Below are 15,455 nucleotides of genomic sequence, written 5' to 3'. Positions count from 1 at the left end.
ATAATATTTATCTTGATTTTAACTAAGTCTTGAGTAACGCGTACCTTGCTTCCTATCCGGAATAACTTTTTTCCAGTGTATCAGCAGGTCCTCACGCAGCATGCCAAGTGCCAATCTCTGGGTCTTCAGGTCAGGTGAAAAGAACGCGGCATCGAACACAATTCCCATCCGCTTCTGACTTTTTTTCGCTTGCGCCTGTATTTTTTTTGCGTGATCAGGGCTTATATCTGAATAGCTGAATACAGGTAGCAGATAATTCGTAAAACTGTCAGGCAGTTTCTGACCGTTTTTTAGCAACGCACCTACGTAACACTCGGCAAGCTGTTGTCCTCCACGCATGCTGCCCGCTTGGTACAACTCTCTCTCGGTAATACTTGAGGCAATCTTGGGGTAGATCTGAGCAGCGGCTTTAGCTACTTCACCAATAGCGTGGTCATCGCCGCCAAAGAACGCTTTCAACAACACATCTTCGCCAACCTCGTCTTCGATTCGCTTGGCCGCATCCGGCCAGGAGTCCCCGGTGGACAGCTTGAAACCATGATAGGGATCCTTGGCCAAGGGAATGGGCAAGAGACGCTTGGGGTCTGGCAGTTTCTCTGTCAAACGAGTCGTCAACCCTTCGTTCAGGGCTTTCCAGTGCGGATGTTTTATATGGCGTTCGACAAACTCAGGGTGTGTGTAACAGTGTATGAACTCATGTCCGGCAACTGCTGCCGGATGGCTCTCGAAATGAATGTTAGGGTTCAATTTTACCCGCTGGGTTTTACGATTCCACTGCCCTGCCACGCCTGAGGGAATATCGTGTGAGACCTCAGCGCGAGCTTTAAAACACGCGCTGTCTTTTGGAATGTGTGCACAGAAACGCTCAAGAACCGTCTGATTGCCTTGTTCAAGATGTGTGACACTTGAGCGATGCTGCAGATTGATTGCTGCCCATACACTGCCTCCCGGATCCTTCGCAAAATCACCTGGGTATCTTGCAAAACGGACTCCTGTTGACAGCGCCAGAGTTCCTACCATCAGTTTGACGAAGAGTCTCACAGGATCTACACCCGTTTCTGGGCGAACATCAGTAGGAGTAGGTGGCGGCTGATTTACATCTGCAGGTGCAATTTTTCCTATTTCTTCACTGGGCATGCCACCCGCTATCGCTCGCAAACGCAATGATGACGGTGCATCCATAGGGGCTTTGGGCTTCTGGCCTTGGGCAGCATCAAGCCTCATAGGCTCCGGCCCTGCAGTAGCTTCGACATGCTGTGCATTATCTACACGGGCACTGCTCCCCACTTTATCCAACATACTCTTTCCTCAGTTAAAACGTAAATGCGTCGCAGTGTCTCGAAGCCCCTGCGCCGTTTCAGCAAAGTTGGCCAGTAGGCTCTCGAAACGGGCTTTGTCCAAAAGGTGAAAATCGTGTTCATAAGAGAACACCAAGGTACTTTCATCAGGGGTGATGGTAAGTGCACCACGGCGCAGACGTAGGCCCGGAAACGCATGGGTAAGCAGCTTGCGCAATAAAATGTCGTCTTTAGGGTCTGCACGCAGATCTATGATGGTAGCTAGTAAGGTAAGGCTGTGGCCGCTGGCATGCAGCGTTATATCCATGCCTTCCTGCCACTGGATAGCATCTGTGGCAGGCTTGGCAGTGCTTGTCTGGCCCAATATATTGGTCAGCTTTTGCAGTGTCGGCGATAAGCTCATGATTACATCCGTAGATAGCAATATTTGCACTAAGTGGCCGTAACAGCGGATACGGTTCCTTGGTAAACGGTTCAGCCTGCGGCTGAAAGTCGTTAGCACAAATCTCGATCCAGCGTGCCTCGGCTGTTTACCGGGCCTCAGTAAACAAACATCAGCGGTAACACGTCACGCTACTTGCCCTGCACGGCAACTACTTTGCAGCCAATTTCGACTCAGTACTTTACTTTAAAAGTAGGCGAATCCTCCGGCCGCTGACTGCGCCGGTCGTAAAGGCGGGTGGTGCTGATGTTCGCGTGCCCCAGCCACATCTGCACCTTGGCGATATCGGCGTCGTGCTCCAGGGCGTTGGTTGCCGCGGTTGCGCGCAGGCCATGCACGCCCAGGTGCTCGACGACGATGCCGGCCTTCTCGGCATAGGTCTCGACCACGGTGTAGATGCCGTTGGCCGTAATGCCGGCGCCGGTGGTGGTACCGCGCAGCGAGCGAAACAGCGGACCGGGCGCTGCGGCACGCTCTGCATCCTGTTCCAGGTACGCGTAGATACGCTCGGCAGCCACGGGGTGTAGGGGCAAAAAGCGGATCTTGCTGCCTTTGCCGTGCACCCGCAGGTGTTTGATGCCACGTCGCTCCTGCAGATCGCCGGTCTTCAGTTGCGCCGCTTCCTCTCGACGCAAGCCGTGGTACAGCAGCACGGCCAAGATGGCCCTATCGCGCAGCCCCTTGAGTGTTTCAGTGTCTGGAGCATCGAGCAGCTGCTTGGCCTGGTGGTCACCGAGGGCCGGTGTCTTGCCTTCATTGCTCTCAATCCGAGGCCGTTTGACGCCGTGTACGGGATTACCTCCCGCGACCGCGTTGTTCTCCAGGAGGTGATCGAAGAGGCTGGCCAGCGCGGCCAGTTTGCGCCGGATGGTGGCCCCGGCCAGGCCGCGTTGTTCCAGGTCGGCGCGCCAGGCCAAGACGTGCGAGCGGGTGACCTGGCGAAAATCATCGGCGCTGGCCAGCCCTATAAAGGAAGAGAAATCCGTCAGGTCATTTTGGTAGGCACGACGTGTCCGAGGGTTGTCCAGGTTGGCAAACCACTCGACTGCCGCCGGAACGCGAGCCAGCGTCTGAAATTCGACCGCGGTGAGGCGACGCTGATCGAGTTGAGCTGCTTTCGTCAATTCCTGCATTTCTCTCTCCCAGCTGGCCACGCTGCAATCATATGCTTTCTGCTCAGTCACAAAAGCCACGTCGAATGCAGGGTTGTGGCTAAAACAGATGAACGGCAATAAAGTGGTGATAACGTATTTTATCACCACTATCGCCTCCCGCGTCCCATAGGGTCTGACGTGTCGATCCGCACGGCCTCGCTGAGCAATGCACACTCCGCCCGTACCCTAGGGTGAGAGACGTATTGCATAAACTGTGATAGAGTCTCAAGGGAGTGGGGTTCGACGCACCAGAAGCCGTCCGACGATGCCTGCGAGGGAAATTGAAATGTTTAGCCTACTTTTTAAAACTAGTAAGCAGGAAAAAGAAATACTTGAATCGTTGCGAGGCCTCAAAACTTTGCGCGTCAGTGATCGCGGCGGTATGTCTATAGATCCGCAGGAAATATTGGAGAGTAAAGGTTTCCGCGAGGCAAGTGAGAAAGCCAAAAAAACTGTGGCCAATGGTTAATGGGTGTTCTACTAATCTTGCCGATCCTGGTGAGTGGATACTTATTCTGTAACGGAAGCGTCTATCGTCAGGCCACAATGAGCCGCTATGATGGCCAACTTTTGTACATGCTAATAGCGAAGACTGGGCTAGTTTTTTTTGCCATTGCTTGTCTGGCTAGTTTCTGGTTAATGTACGTCAGCAAGGACGGATCCTTTGCGAGCACCTTTGGCGAACAAAGCGATTACGTTAGAGCCATTAAAAATTTCCTTATCAACAATGAGATCGCGGACATCAAAGAAGCGCCTGTTTGGGCTTTTCTTGGACAGGCCTCAGTATTATCGCTGATATTAGCTTGGGTTGCGCCCCGGCTGTTTATGCTATCACTTATGGTTAGGCACTGGACTGGTCCCAATACCATCAAGGCTTTAATCCTCGCAACAAAAGTGCCTGCTCGGCCTTTGACTCGAGCACTTAGAGCATCTATGCGGGACCAGAACAATCTTTATATGTTCTCAATGAGTGACCGCAAAGTATACGTTGGCAGGGTTGCGAATATAGGAATTCTTCACGAAGCTGGAGGAATGGACGACGACTTTGTAATTGTCCCTACCATAAGCGGCTATCGAGATAAAGACACACTTAAAGTGACTTACACCACAGATTACTCTGCCGCAATCAACGAACTTGTTTTGAAAGAACGTAAAGTCGATTTCTCTATTGTCCTTTCGCAAAAAAATATAGTCTCTATGAGCAGATACGAAGACGAAGTCTGGAACCACTTTAAAGCTCGGCAAGAACTTACGGACAAGACGATGGATGGTGTTCTGGTACGATTGGCAAAGTACCTGGAATCACTTTGACCATGTCGCGGGCCTAGAATTGGCGTAGTCGAGGACAGTTTTTTACGTACTGCAAATGCCGAGTACTGGATTGACAAAAGCGATCTACTCCGTAAAAAGGATTCACCATCCTGCCAGGGTACGGCAAGCTCGTTAGCTCCAGAACGCTGGCAGCTGACGTATCGTGGTCGGCTAAACCCAAAACGATCCATATCGGGTTTTCTAAGGCATGTCTTGATCGTAGCTGGCAATGTTCTCCTTTGAGTTAAATTCTCATCGGAGTCCTTATGCGTTTGTATCTGTGCGAGAAGCCCAGCCAGGGTAAAGACATCGCCGCCGTACTCGGAGCCAAAACACGAGGTGACGGCTGCATCAAAGGCAACGGTGTGGCCGTGACCTGGGGAATTGGACACTTGCTGGAAACAGCTCCGCCCGATGCCTACGGCGAGCACCTGAAAAACTGGAGCTTGGACACACTCCCAATCCTGCCTGCGGAATGGAAAGTGCTCGTCAAGCCGAAAACTGCCAGTCAGTTCAAGATCGTCAAGCAGCTACTCAAGCAGGCCACCGAGCTCGTCATTGCGACAGACGCTGACCGCGAGGGGGAGATGATCGCGCGCGAACTGATCGAGTATTGTGGGTACCGGGGACCGATTCAAAGGCTATGGCTGTCTGCGCTCAATGAAGCATCCATCCGCCAGGCACTCAACACCGTCAAACAAGGCTCTGAAACCTATCCGTTGTATCTCTCCGCGCTCGCTCGCTCCAGAGCGGACTGGCTCATCGGCATGAACTTTTCGCGGCTTTTCACCTTGCTGGGCCGGCAGGCCGGGTATACCGGTGTGCTCTCCGTCGGCCGTGTTCAAACACCGACCCTTCGCCTGGTGGTGGACCGCGACCGGGAGATCTCAAACTTCATACCCAAACCGTTCTGGAGTGTCGAGGTGCAGCTCTGGACTGCAGGACAATCATTCTTGGCGAAATGGGTCGCCGATGAGTACGTGGTAGATGAGGAAGGCCGTTGCCTTGATCAAGCCGCTGCAGCTGCCGCACTGGCCGCGCTGAAAAATAGCCAGGCTGCCACAACTGTTTCTGTTGATACAAAGCGTGGCAAGGATCCAGCTCCGCTCCCGTTCGATCTGAGCACCCTGCAGGAGGTGTGCTCTGCAAAGTTTGGGATGGGTGTGCAAGAGACGCTGGACGTAGCACAGTCACTTTACGAAACTCACAAGGCGACGACTTACCCAAGGACCGATTGCGGTTATGCGCCGCAGCTTGGCCAGCAACTCACCGACAGCCATCCTACAGAGGGCTCAAAGCCGGAAGGACAGCTCCAAAGGCATTTTCCAAGGCGATCCAACGCCCGACCGCCTTGATCAGCTGCAGAACCCTGCAAAAGGTAACTGACTATGAGCTCATTGCCGGTTGCCAAGGGATGGCTACGTAGGGGCGCGAAAGCGCTCGTGTCATTCACCTGGCCGGTCTTGCTGACTATTGTTCTGGCTGTGATTTTCATGACAGCCATCGCGCATTTCTTTGGAGATATTGAGCACTTCAGGGAATGGCAAAAAGCGCATTACAACTACATGCTGGCCTGGCGGCTGTCGCTTTATGCGGCGATAGGGCTCGGCTGGTACAGGCTCAGGCGCATCATCAAACAGCGAGCATCAGACACAAATCCATTTCCCTCGGGTCTTCGACGCTGCGAGGTCATGGCCATCTTCATCGTTCTCCTTTTCGAGCTTCGACGCGCCGCCACTGTAGCGGGAGTCGAACTGCCATGATCTTGCACACGAATGACTACCTTGAGTATTACCTGACGTTGGTCGGATGGCTCATAAACGGCGGCATCTGGAACATGATCGAGGACAGCGGACTATTCGCGGCCCCCTTTGCCGCCATTGTCATCAGCGAATGGCTCAAAGCCCGCGGTGAGGGAGCTGATGAAGGCAACAAGGGCGTCCTCTCGTTGGCCCGAGTAGAAAACCGGTTCTACACGGCAATCCTAGTCATCATCCTGGCTTGTATGCCTCTGGTAAACGTCAGCATTGATACCATCCAGTTCGACCGAAGCCGCTCGGAACAATGCCAATACTCAATACCCAATCCGACTGATACAGGCTGGGAAACATCCTTCAGTACGCTGAACGGTAAAAGCGCCACAGTGCCCGTCTGGTGGCTGTTTGTGCATGCGATGTCAAAGGCAGCAACTGCAGCCTCAGTCGCGGCCATTCCCTGTGGAGTGGACTTGCAACAGGTCCGGATGGACGTCAACAAGGCCCGCATCAACGATCCGCTGCTTGCCCAGGAGGTCGCTGACTTCACGAACGATTGCTACGCACGTGCGCGCGCAAAGCTGTTCATGACCCAGCCAACCCTAAGCAATGATCAACTCAACGATGTCAACTGGATCGGTTCGCACTTCTTCCTACAAACATCCGGTTATTACAGCGATGGTTTCTCAGGATTCAGGTCACACACTCCTCGTACCAAGTGGCCATATGACGCAACCCGAGATGCTGGCCTGCCACAAACCACTGGTGGGGGGGGCTTTCCAACGTGCACTCAATGGTGGTCGGATGGAAGCGTCGGTCTTAGAGCCAGGCTGCTGGAACAGGTCAGTCCAGATCTGCTGAGCAAGCTTGCTCAGTGGGCAAAATTCATGACCCAGACCGAAGTGAGCGACTCGGTCATCCGGGATCTGGTCTCTCCGAGGAAGCAGCAACTGACCCAGGGTCAGGTTTATTCAGACTATGGCGGTCAAGTCGGTGGCTCTGTGCTAAATGACTTCACACGCCTTGCAGCTACAGCTGGTCAGGCAGCAGGATCTCTTGTGATGTATCCAGCCATGGACAGTGTAAGGCAAGCAGCGCCCATGGTGATGGCCTTCCTAAAGATGGCTCTCATCATTTGCATTCCGTTTGTACTGGTCATCGGGGCGTTCGACTTGAAAGTCGTGATGACGGTGACTTTCGCAGCATTTTCCTTGATTTTCGTGGACTTCTGGTTCCAGCTCGCACGATGGGTAGACAGTACGATTCTCGATGCCCTCTACGGTAACGGGATCGGCAGCAACGTTCCCCACACCAATTTTGACCCGGTATTTGGAGCGAGCAATGCGCAAGGAGATCTGCTGCTGGACTTCGTGATGGGAGCGATGTTCATCGTGCTCCCCAGCTTTTGGATAGTCGCGTTGGGCTGGAGTGGTGCGAAACTAGGAAGCTTGATGAGCGGATTGGCTACTGGCACTAGCGCGGCTCAGGACGCTGGAGGGAAAGGTGGACAGTTGGCTGTGTCAGCAGCCAAAGGGAAGATCTGACCAACTACGTAAATGTGCCAGGTACTGGTTTGAACCAGCTACCTGGCGCACTTATTCGACCCGATGGCTACCAACATAAGTCCCATAACCATCCAAGCCTTCACGGACTTCGATCTTCGTCGCCTTGTTGGCATCCAAGTCGAAGTTGACGCTCTGCGACCCCTGCTGAATCGAAGGGCTGCTAAAGATACCGATTCCGATAGCGATGATGGCGAGCAATCCAAGAAGCTGTAGCAAACCCCAAGTTGCGAGCAGCGCTCCAGCACCGAGGAAAGCCACCCGAGCACTCCACTTCACAGCGGTCACAACCAATGCAGGTATACCGGCACGGCCCAGCGATGACCACAAAGCTTTTTCCAGGCGCAAAACTGCAGCCACACCACGGCCCAGGCCCTGCCCGATCCGAATTGCAGCGCTGCCTTGTACTTTAACTGTGCTCATAGCCACCTCGTGACTCAATCAACATGTCGTTGTGACATCATTTATAGACCTATAAACTCACATATTCAACCTACTTTCCCTTAGAAATCAACCTTCCGACGAACAGCCGGCCGACTGTTTCAAACCGTATTGTAGTGGTCAACTGATCCCGGACACGACGTTAAGGTTTTTCTCGTACTGAGCGGGTGCCAGTCCATCATTGAACTGGTGTGGCCGAACCCAGTTGTAGCGATGCATCAGATAATGACTGATATCCCGCTGTGCCTCTTGGGCCGTCATGTAGCCCACGGCGGGTATCCACTCGGTTTTCAAGCTGCGGAATACACGCTCCATCGGCGAGTTGTCGTAGCAATTACCTCGGCGACTCATGCTCTGGCGCATGCGGTATCGCCAAAGCCGCTGGCGAAACTGTCGGCTCCCATATTGGGAGCCCTGATCTGAGTGAAACAGCAGGCCCTGAGGCTTGCCGCGTTGCTCATAAGCCATGTCCAGCGCCTTGATGACCAAGTCCGTGTCCGGTTTGTTTGAAAACGCCCAGCCCACCACCCGACGCGCATAAAGATCCATAACCACCGCCAGGTAATGCCATTTTCCTTGCGCCCAGATGTAGGTGATGTCGCCACACCAGACCTGATTGGGCGCGGGTACATCGAACTCCCGATTCAAAATGTTCGGAATGTCAGGCCTCTCCACTGTTGCTTTTTTATAAGCATGAGAGCCAGGTTGCTTGCTGATTAATCCCAGTTCCCGCATCAGGCCACGTACCTTGAACCGACCAATTTGCTCGCCATCTTCCTGCAATATCGAAACGATACTGCGGCTGCCTGCAGCGCTTCGACTTTGCCCGAACAGCTCATTGACTCGACTGAGTAAACGAACCCGCTCAGCGTCTGGAGCCCGACGCCGCTGGCAATGGTCGTAGTAGCACGAGCGAGGTGTCTCGAACACCTCGCACAGCAATTCGATCGGCTCATGGGCACCTAGCTGATCGATCAGCGCAAGCGCTCGTGTTCTTCCGACATCAAGAGCGCGGTAGCCTTTTTTAAAATGGATTTCTCCCGCTCAAGACGAGCGATCCGCGCTTCCAGCTCCTGAATTTTCTGCTGCTCGGGCGTCAGGGCTTTGCTCTGAGGCGTTACGCCATTGCGCTCCTGCTGGAGCTGGCTCACCCAGCGACGCAGCGCAGACTCGACCACCCCTAGTGAGCGGGAGGCCTCAATGTGGCTATAGCCCTGATCGAGCACGAGGCCTGCGGCCTCACGTTTGAATTCAGCAGAGAAGGTACGGCGTTGTTTGGTCATCAGACACCTCTATCTGGCGATATTCTCGCCTAAATGAGTGTCCGGAATCATTAGACCACTGCACTTTTGCCCTTGCACCACCACTGTATAAAAGTGGTGCCAGATCCCAGGGCGTCTCATTTTTCGCGTACTCAAGCATTGGGAACGTTAGGTCTGAAGACGTCAGATTATTCATTGCTCGCTCCCTGCATCGAAGCAATTCCTGTAAATGCAGCCATGAAGCTGTTCGCAATGGCCTGCTTAGCGGGTGCGGCTTGGACAAATTTGATGTATTTGAAGGTGGTAGCCTCCGAATTTCGACCGTGGAGCAAAGCATTGCTGACAGTCGCAATCACTATCGCCACATCATCGCAATTTGCTAAAGCCAGCTTGGCTAGCTCAGTCCCAAAAGTGCACCTGGACTGATGGAAGCGAAACTTCCTGAGCGCTTTGATGCCCGACGCGATGCCTAATTTTCTAAGCGATGACATCTCAACGTTTATGGCCGAAGACTGATCACTGTTGCGACGTCCGAAAGGGTTTCCGAAACGTGTCAAGAACACTAAGTCTTGATGCTCGCCAGCAGCAGATGCCTCGCGAGTCAACCTGCGAAGCCCCTTGGCGTACTCCAAGACTTCTGAACACAAAGCTTCGGGAATCCATACCTGGCCAGTTACTCCAAATTTGGTATGCACGGGCGGGGACGCACCTGGCCCTACGGATATCAGAAACAGACCTTTAGCAGACGGATCATGTAGGGCACGCTCCAACGTATCGATACGAAGGTCACAGATCGTTCCCAGTCGCATACCCGTGAAGAAACCTAAAGCCAACATCAGGTAGAGCTCGGGTGAGGCGCTCTGTTTTGCGAAATCAAGAATGGTGTCTCGATCAACCGCAGAGACTGGAAATAGACCACCTTCCAAAGTGGCCCCAATGCGTTTTCGGTTTGGAATACCAAGATCGGTGCTGGTGCCAGCTAGCGTCCGCTCGAAGCCGACCTGGTCAAAGTATTTGATGAAATAGCGCTTGTCTTTCCACAGCGGCAATAACGGGCTTAGAAGGCCATGCCTCCTAACCCACCTGTAGAAACTGATGCAATTACGCATGTATTCGGAGGCCGTGGCGGGGCTGATATGACCAGCATCGCGAGCCTTGATAAGCGCCCCACGGTACTGAACAAGACATCGATCAGTCTTTCGAGACGGAAACTCAAACCACTGAAGCCCGCGACTCTCCAAAAACTTCGCGTAGTTCAACAGCCCATTCAGGTTGCTAGAAACGGTCTTAAGGAGTGCCTCACCATTGGTGACTCTCTCCATAGCCCAGAGATTGGCTTCTCTCCAAGGCAAGCCGTCTTCCCAGAATATTTGTGGTAGACCTTCGATCACTACACGGGAGCTATTCAGCGAGTAGGTAATCAGGCGGTCTTTGACAGAAAGGTCATGCGGACTGAAGTGAATGTGTTCGACGGTAGGCAAGTGGAATCTCTGTAAGAGCAAGCGTCAATGTCCATGGGACAAGATCTACGTTTGGGTGTCCACAGTATGCAACTTATTCTTATCGATGCTGTAAACCTCCGTGGCGGGCACCATGGACTCGATGATCGACATCACACGCTCGCTCATATCGCCATAAAGCGCATAGTTGCTGCTGAACACCTTGATGCCATTGCGGCGCAGTACCTCTTTGATCTGGAAATACGGAGCTCCCATTTTCACAAATGGCTTGGCGTCATAGCTACGGGCGATGACGCATCCGTCGTTATTGCTGAGGACCACGATGGGAGTCTTTTCCAAGTCAGGACGGAAGACGCGCTCGCAGCTCGCATAAAAGCAGTTGCAGTCAATCAGCGCGAAAACCGGCTCATGCCTTTCCATGACGGCGCATGCTGTAGTTCACCACACCCCAAATGACCAGGTTGTCACCTTCCAAGATATGCCGAGCCGGATACGCGGCGTTTTCAGACTGAAGCTTGACGACTCCATCCATCATGAAGAGCCGCTTGCAGATAGGCTCAGAGTTGTTAAGCGCTGCAACGACGATCTCCCCATGCTCCGCGTTACGGCTGCGGTCGACTACGATCAGGTCCCTATCGAAAATGCCCGCGCCTATCATGCTGTCACCGAGGATCTTCGCAAGATACACATGAGGCGCACGTACCTCGGCCATTTCATCCAGTGAGACGTGCTTCTCAATGTAATCGACAGCTGGCGAAGCAAATCCTGCAGGCACCTGGAACGAGTAAAGCGGGAGCTTGATGCCCCCTTCAGACAGAGGGCCGAGAATGACTACGCTCATATGGGAAACCTTTCGATTGGGATTGCTGTATGCATATACAGTTAACTCTTCAGCCCGCGTGCGGTCAATCGTATAGGCAGGCATTTTCGACGAGTGACATTAGGGGTGACATCATGTGCGGACGCTACTCGATCTACGAATCCATGGACCACTACCTCAAGGAGCTTGCCCCAGAACAGCTCGTGATCAATGGGTACGACCTAAGGCCCATAGAGCGCTACAACGTGGCCCCTAGTACCCGGGTTGAGATCATCCGTCCCACCGAGGAGGGCCTGAGTGTCGACAAGGTTCGGTGGGGGTGGGAGCCTTTCTGGGCAAAAGGCAAACGACCAGCACCAATCAACGCGCGAGTCGAAACCGTGATGACGGGAAAATTCTTCAAGGAGCTATGGCCTAACGGACGGGCACTTGCACCAGCGAACGGTTGGTTTGAATGGGTGAAGGACCCGGATGACCCCAAGAAAAAGCAGGCCTACTTCATCCGCCTTAAGAGTAAAAAGCCCATGTTCTTCGCGGTGTTGGCCCAGGTGCACACAGGGCTTGAACCGCATGATGGTGACGGGTTCGTCATCATCACGTCGGCAAGCGACTCGGGAATGGTGGATATTCATGATCGCCGCCCGGTGGTACTGACAGCAGAAGATGCGCGGGCATGGCTTGATTCCGAAACAGCACCGCAGAAAGCTGAAGCATTGGTAAAAGAGCACTGCAGGATTGTTGACGATTTTGAATGGTTCCCGGTTGATCGCGCAGTAGGGAACGTGCGAAATCAAGGACCGGAGCTCATCCAGCCTGTCGGGCTTTGACGGCCCCATGCCTTTGACTTCGACTCGACCACGGGCTGTCCCTCTTAGTCTGCCCCACGTCGTCCGCACCGAAAGGGGCGAAATGGGCTGAAGCAAATGGCAAAGCGAAGGGTTTGAATGGAATGGGGGAATAAGGGTAAGTGCCTTACCCGAAAAGGCCGGCGAGTCCGCCGGAAATGGATGCCGAAAGGGTACGAGAGGCGGCCTCCATAAAAACGAACTTTATAAAAAATGTTACTTAACAGATACTTGGAGGCTACATTTTTCCACGCAAGCGTGGCAACATCCGATTACTGACACTGCTTGGATCCCGCCCAATCAGGTGGCGTCTTATGCATATAACCTTTCCAGGACGGATATAGGTTTCGACTTGTCACGCTGAGCCATATAGAGCAAAAGGCCCACCAATGACTTCATCATGGGTGCCTATATGCTCAGTTTCTTCACGCGAAGAAAAGCGTCTCCGATATCGTCCAATGCTGCTGCAGGCTTTTTCAAACCAGAATCTCCCGACGCGTTGCTGTCGACTTCCCGACGGCGCCAGTTGATTGAAAACATCTGGCAGCGGACCTCTCTGCCGCGTGAGCAGTTCGAGACCCTTTACATGCAGGCATTCAAGAGCTATGCAGCCTTGGTGCAGCATCTCCCTGCCTCTGAGAATCACCACCATGCATATCATGGTGGCATGCTGGATCACGGTCTCGAAATCGTCGCCTACGCATTGAAGATACGGCAAATGTATCTGCTCCCCATCGGAGCACCGCCCGAGTCGCAGGCGGCCCAGTCGGAAGCATGGTCTGCAGCATCGGCCTACGGTGCGCTCGTCCACGACCTGGGCAAGATTGCAGTAGACGTCAAGGTTGAGCTCGCAGATGGCACTATCTGGCATCCATGGCATGGGCCTCTGGATCAGCCATACCGATTCAAGTACGTGAAAGATCGAGACTATCGGTTACATGGAGCCGCTTCGTCGCTGATCTACTCCAATGTAATTCCGGCAAAGGCACTGGACTGGCTCAGCGGGTTTCCCGAGCTCTGGTCTCAACTCGTGTTCGCGTTCGCAGGTCAGTATGAGCATGCCGATATCCTTGGTGAAATTGTCTCCCAAGCAGACCAGGCTTCCGTGGCACAGGAACTCGGAGGCAATCCTGGAAGGGCTATGTCAGCGCCCAAACAGTCTATCCAACGGCAGTTGGCTGAAGGCTTGAGGATGCTCGTGGCGGATAAATTCAAGTTGAACCAGCCCGACGGCCCCTCGGACGGATGGCTGACTCAGGAAGGCTTGTGGCTTGTCAGCAAGCCAGCCGTAGATCAGCTCAGAGCTCTTCTACTGTCTCAGGGTATCGAACACATCCCCACCTCCAACGCCCCAATGTTTAATCTGCTCCAGGATCAAGCAATCATTCAGCCCAACGGAGAGGGAAAAGCCATTTGGAAGGCCAGCATCGATAATGGTCGCGGCTGGAAGAACACGTTCACAGTGCTGAAAATAGCGCCGGCACTGATCTGGCAAAACACCACTGATAGGCCCGACACCGTCAAGATCTATTGGGCTGCCACAAAATCCTACGTCAGATTCTTCGGCGACTGCCTTGCCTGTGAGACGACCCACCGCGACATGCTTGACTGGCGCAGGTCTGAGCTCGAGCGGATCTCCAAGCGCAGCTGGAACACATACTCCAGCCATTTGCGCACCATATACGGCTATGCAATCGAGCACGGTCTGCTGGATCTGGTTGTTAACCCACTTAAAAACACGCGTGTGATGCCGCCCAAGCGCCCCAAAAAAACAGTTGCGAACGACGCAAGCGTCCGCGCTCGTAACTGGTTGAGGATGCTGAGCTCAGAGGAGCGTGCCACCGCAAAACGGACAGAAATTACACCTGCCTGGTTCTGGCTGAGCGTGTTCGAAACGTTCTACTACACAGGGATCCGCCTCAACGCGTTGCTATGCCTGAGATATGCGGATGTATACCTGCGCGATCGCCTGATCAGAGTCCGAGGTGAAACAGAAAAGACTCACCGTGAGTTCCTGGTTCCGATCCCAGACGGCCTGATGGCCCAGCTAGAAACGCTTATGCACGCAGCGAAGGCCTTAAGGTTCCAGCCTGGTGACCAGTTGTTCAACGTAAACAGATTTTCAGGCCACTACCGCCGCCATGAGATGAATTCCAACCAAGTCGAGGCGATGTATAAAAAACTCACTGCGATGACCGGTATACGGATGACGCCTCACCGCTTCCGACACACGATCGCCAGTGAGCTGATGACGCTACCGGAGCGCAACATCTATCTGACCAAGAAATTGCTGAACCACTCGAATATAGCTACCACGATGGATTACATCGAACCCGACTACGACATGATGCGGGAGGTGATGAATGAACGAGGAAAGCGGCCGGCCAAAATCAGCTACATGGCAAAACCGGATGCGACGCTGCGTGCTGATAGACACCGATCAATTTCTGCTCCAGTTAAGGACTTGACTCCGTCGACTGCGACTCGCGAAACAACTGCAGGAGCCGAAAGATCAGCTGGCCGGGCCTTGGCCAGGCCCCGCGCATTGCCTACACCGGTCTCGACCATGAGCCCGTCAACTGCTCCAGATACCCGGACAGTGAACCGCGACGAAACGCCCTCACCCGCTAGTGACCGCGACACCGCAGTCAGCCAGCTACCGTTAGGCTGCTCCAGTCCAGAAGATCTATTGCGAAGCTTGGGGGAACTCACCAGGTGGGTACAGAACAACATTGCCGGCGGAGGAGCTGGTGCTGAACCAGTGATCGAGGAAAGACCTGTCCCAAGCCAGGATGCTCGGCATCTACGCCCGGAAATGCTGGAATTGGCCGGATGGATCGGCAGGTCAGGCTGATCCCTTGCGTTGGATATTTGTAAAAATACTCAATCTGCCATTATCAGCAGATGCATCGCGATGCCGATTATTTAGTTATCAGGCCTAATGACTGCTTCATATGGGCCGATACACGCGCAGCACAGCATTTTTTGCCAAAAAAAACGCCCCGTACACAAGCTTTCGCTCGGTACGGGGCGCTCCAATTTGACATCACAGCTTGCTGGCGCTATGTTTCGCGACAGACGGCTGCTTGTTTGGGTATAAGACCCC

13 protein-coding genes and 4 pseudogenes are annotated in these 15,455 nt (G+C 53.6%); 9 read left to right on the top strand and 8 right to left on the bottom strand.

Features of this window, described 5'->3' with window-relative positions; translation table 11 throughout:
* Positions 1–18: 18 nt before the first annotated feature.
* From MME58_RS03420 to MME58_RS03410, 3 genes are all read right to left on the bottom strand, one after another.
* Positions 19–1,299, bottom strand: coding sequence for a type III effector (locus MME58_RS03420; protein ID WP_233591036.1), 1,281 nt, complete (start codon positions 1,297–1,299; stop codon positions 19–21).
* Positions 1,300–1,308: 9 nt separating this feature from the next.
* Positions 1,309–1,701 carry a CesT family type III secretion system chaperone gene (locus MME58_RS03415; RefSeq protein ID WP_082427354.1) on the bottom strand — a complete coding sequence of 131 codons (393 nt, stop codon included), beginning with the start codon at positions 1,699–1,701 and terminating at the stop codon, positions 1,309–1,311.
* A gap of 212 nt (positions 1,702–1,913) precedes the next feature.
* Positions 1,914–2,873: a tyrosine-type recombinase/integrase gene (locus tag MME58_RS03410; protein ID WP_054986852.1), complete on the bottom strand. Its 960-nt coding sequence runs from the start codon at positions 2,871–2,873 to the stop codon at positions 1,914–1,916.
* A gap of 307 nt (positions 2,874–3,180) precedes the next feature.
* Between MME58_RS03410 and MME58_RS03405 the strand changes: the two genes are divergently transcribed.
* The 6 genes and pseudogenes from MME58_RS03405 (at position 3,181) to MME58_RS03380 (ending at position 7,503) form a co-directional block, all read left to right on the top strand.
* Complete coding sequence (locus MME58_RS03405; RefSeq protein WP_054986847.1) at positions 3,181–3,363, top strand: hypothetical protein; 183 nt, start codon at positions 3,181–3,183, stop codon at positions 3,361–3,363.
* Positions 3,364–3,440: 77 nt separating this feature from the next.
* Complete coding sequence (locus tag MME58_RS03400; protein WP_233591037.1) at positions 3,441–4,205, top strand: hypothetical protein; 765 nt, start codon at positions 3,441–3,443, stop codon at positions 4,203–4,205.
* Between the two features lie 266 nt (positions 4,206–4,471).
* A pseudogene (locus MME58_RS03395) lies at positions 4,472–5,458 on the top strand (DNA topoisomerase); the annotation flags it as partial.
* A pseudogene (locus MME58_RS03390) lies at positions 5,448–5,591 on the top strand (integrating conjugative element protein); the annotation flags it as partial. The pseudogenes MME58_RS03395 and MME58_RS03390, both read left to right, overlap by 11 nt.
* Positions 5,592–5,593: 2 nt before the next feature.
* Positions 5,594–5,968 (top strand): hypothetical protein, encoded by a 375-nt coding sequence (locus MME58_RS03385; RefSeq protein WP_055005947.1) that lies wholly within the window; start codon positions 5,594–5,596, stop codon positions 5,966–5,968.
* The gene (locus tag MME58_RS03380) at positions 5,965–7,503 is read left to right on the top strand and encodes a conjugal transfer protein TraG N-terminal domain-containing protein (RefSeq protein WP_055005946.1); all 1,539 of its coding nucleotides are present in this window, start codon (positions 5,965–5,967) and stop codon (positions 7,501–7,503) included. Before MME58_RS03385 ends, MME58_RS03380 begins: the two co-directional genes overlap by 4 nt.
* A 51-nt stretch (positions 7,504–7,554) precedes the next feature.
* Here the strand turns inward: MME58_RS03380 and MME58_RS03375 are convergent, their stop codons facing one another.
* The 5 genes and pseudogenes from MME58_RS03375 to MME58_RS03355 all read right to left on the bottom strand — a co-directional run bounded on the left by MME58_RS03375 (position 7,555) and on the right by MME58_RS03355 (position 11,525).
* On the bottom strand, positions 7,555–7,944 hold the full coding sequence (locus MME58_RS03375; RefSeq protein WP_082427352.1) for a DUF3742 family protein: 390 nt from the start codon (positions 7,942–7,944) through the stop codon (positions 7,555–7,557).
* 138 nt (positions 7,945–8,082) lie between these two features.
* Positions 8,083–9,245 (bottom strand): IS3 family transposase gene (locus MME58_RS03370; protein WP_103715205.1). Its coding sequence is split into 2 segments (ribosomal slippage): positions 8,083–8,990 and positions 8,990–9,245, totalling 1,164 coding nucleotides; the frame shifts between segments, so codons are not numbered across the junction.
* 167 nt (positions 9,246–9,412) lie between these two features.
* Positions 9,413–10,726, bottom strand: coding sequence for a site-specific integrase (locus tag MME58_RS03365; protein ID WP_055006177.1), 1,314 nt, complete (start codon positions 10,724–10,726; stop codon positions 9,413–9,415).
* A 57-nt stretch (positions 10,727–10,783) separates the two neighbouring features.
* A pseudogene (locus tag MME58_RS03360) lies at positions 10,784–11,104 on the bottom strand (Y-family DNA polymerase); the annotation flags it as partial.
* Complete coding sequence (locus MME58_RS03355; RefSeq protein ID WP_020313294.1) at positions 11,091–11,525, bottom strand: LexA family protein; 435 nt, start codon at positions 11,523–11,525, stop codon at positions 11,091–11,093. The pseudogene MME58_RS03360 and the gene MME58_RS03355, both read right to left, overlap by 14 nt.
* 113 nt (positions 11,526–11,638) lie before the next feature.
* Here MME58_RS03355 and MME58_RS03350 point away from each other — a divergent pair, with 113 nt between their 5' ends.
* The 3 genes and pseudogenes from MME58_RS03350 (at position 11,639) to MME58_RS03340 (ending at position 15,203) form a co-directional block, all read left to right on the top strand.
* Positions 11,639–12,331: an SOS response-associated peptidase family protein gene (locus MME58_RS03350; protein WP_055006179.1), complete on the top strand. Its 693-nt coding sequence runs from the start codon at positions 11,639–11,641 to the stop codon at positions 12,329–12,331.
* A 418-nt stretch (positions 12,332–12,749) separates the two neighbouring features.
* Positions 12,750–13,763, top strand: a pseudogene (mobH, locus tag MME58_RS03345) (MobH family relaxase); the annotation flags it as partial.
* A 48-nt stretch (positions 13,764–13,811) separates the two neighbouring features.
* A complete protein-coding gene (locus tag MME58_RS03340; protein ID WP_055006180.1) occupies positions 13,812–15,203 on the top strand; it encodes a site-specific integrase in 1,392 nt (463 codons plus the stop codon).
* The last annotated feature ends 252 nt before the right edge of the window (positions 15,204–15,455 follow it).

The organism is Pseudomonas syringae pv. tagetis, assembly GCF_022557255.1.
GTDB lineage: Bacteria > Pseudomonadota > Gammaproteobacteria > Pseudomonadales > Pseudomonadaceae > Aquipseudomonas > Aquipseudomonas caricapapayae.
The sequence above is the reverse complement of the archived record's forward strand: the minus strand, read 5'-3'. Positions and strand labels throughout refer to the sequence as shown.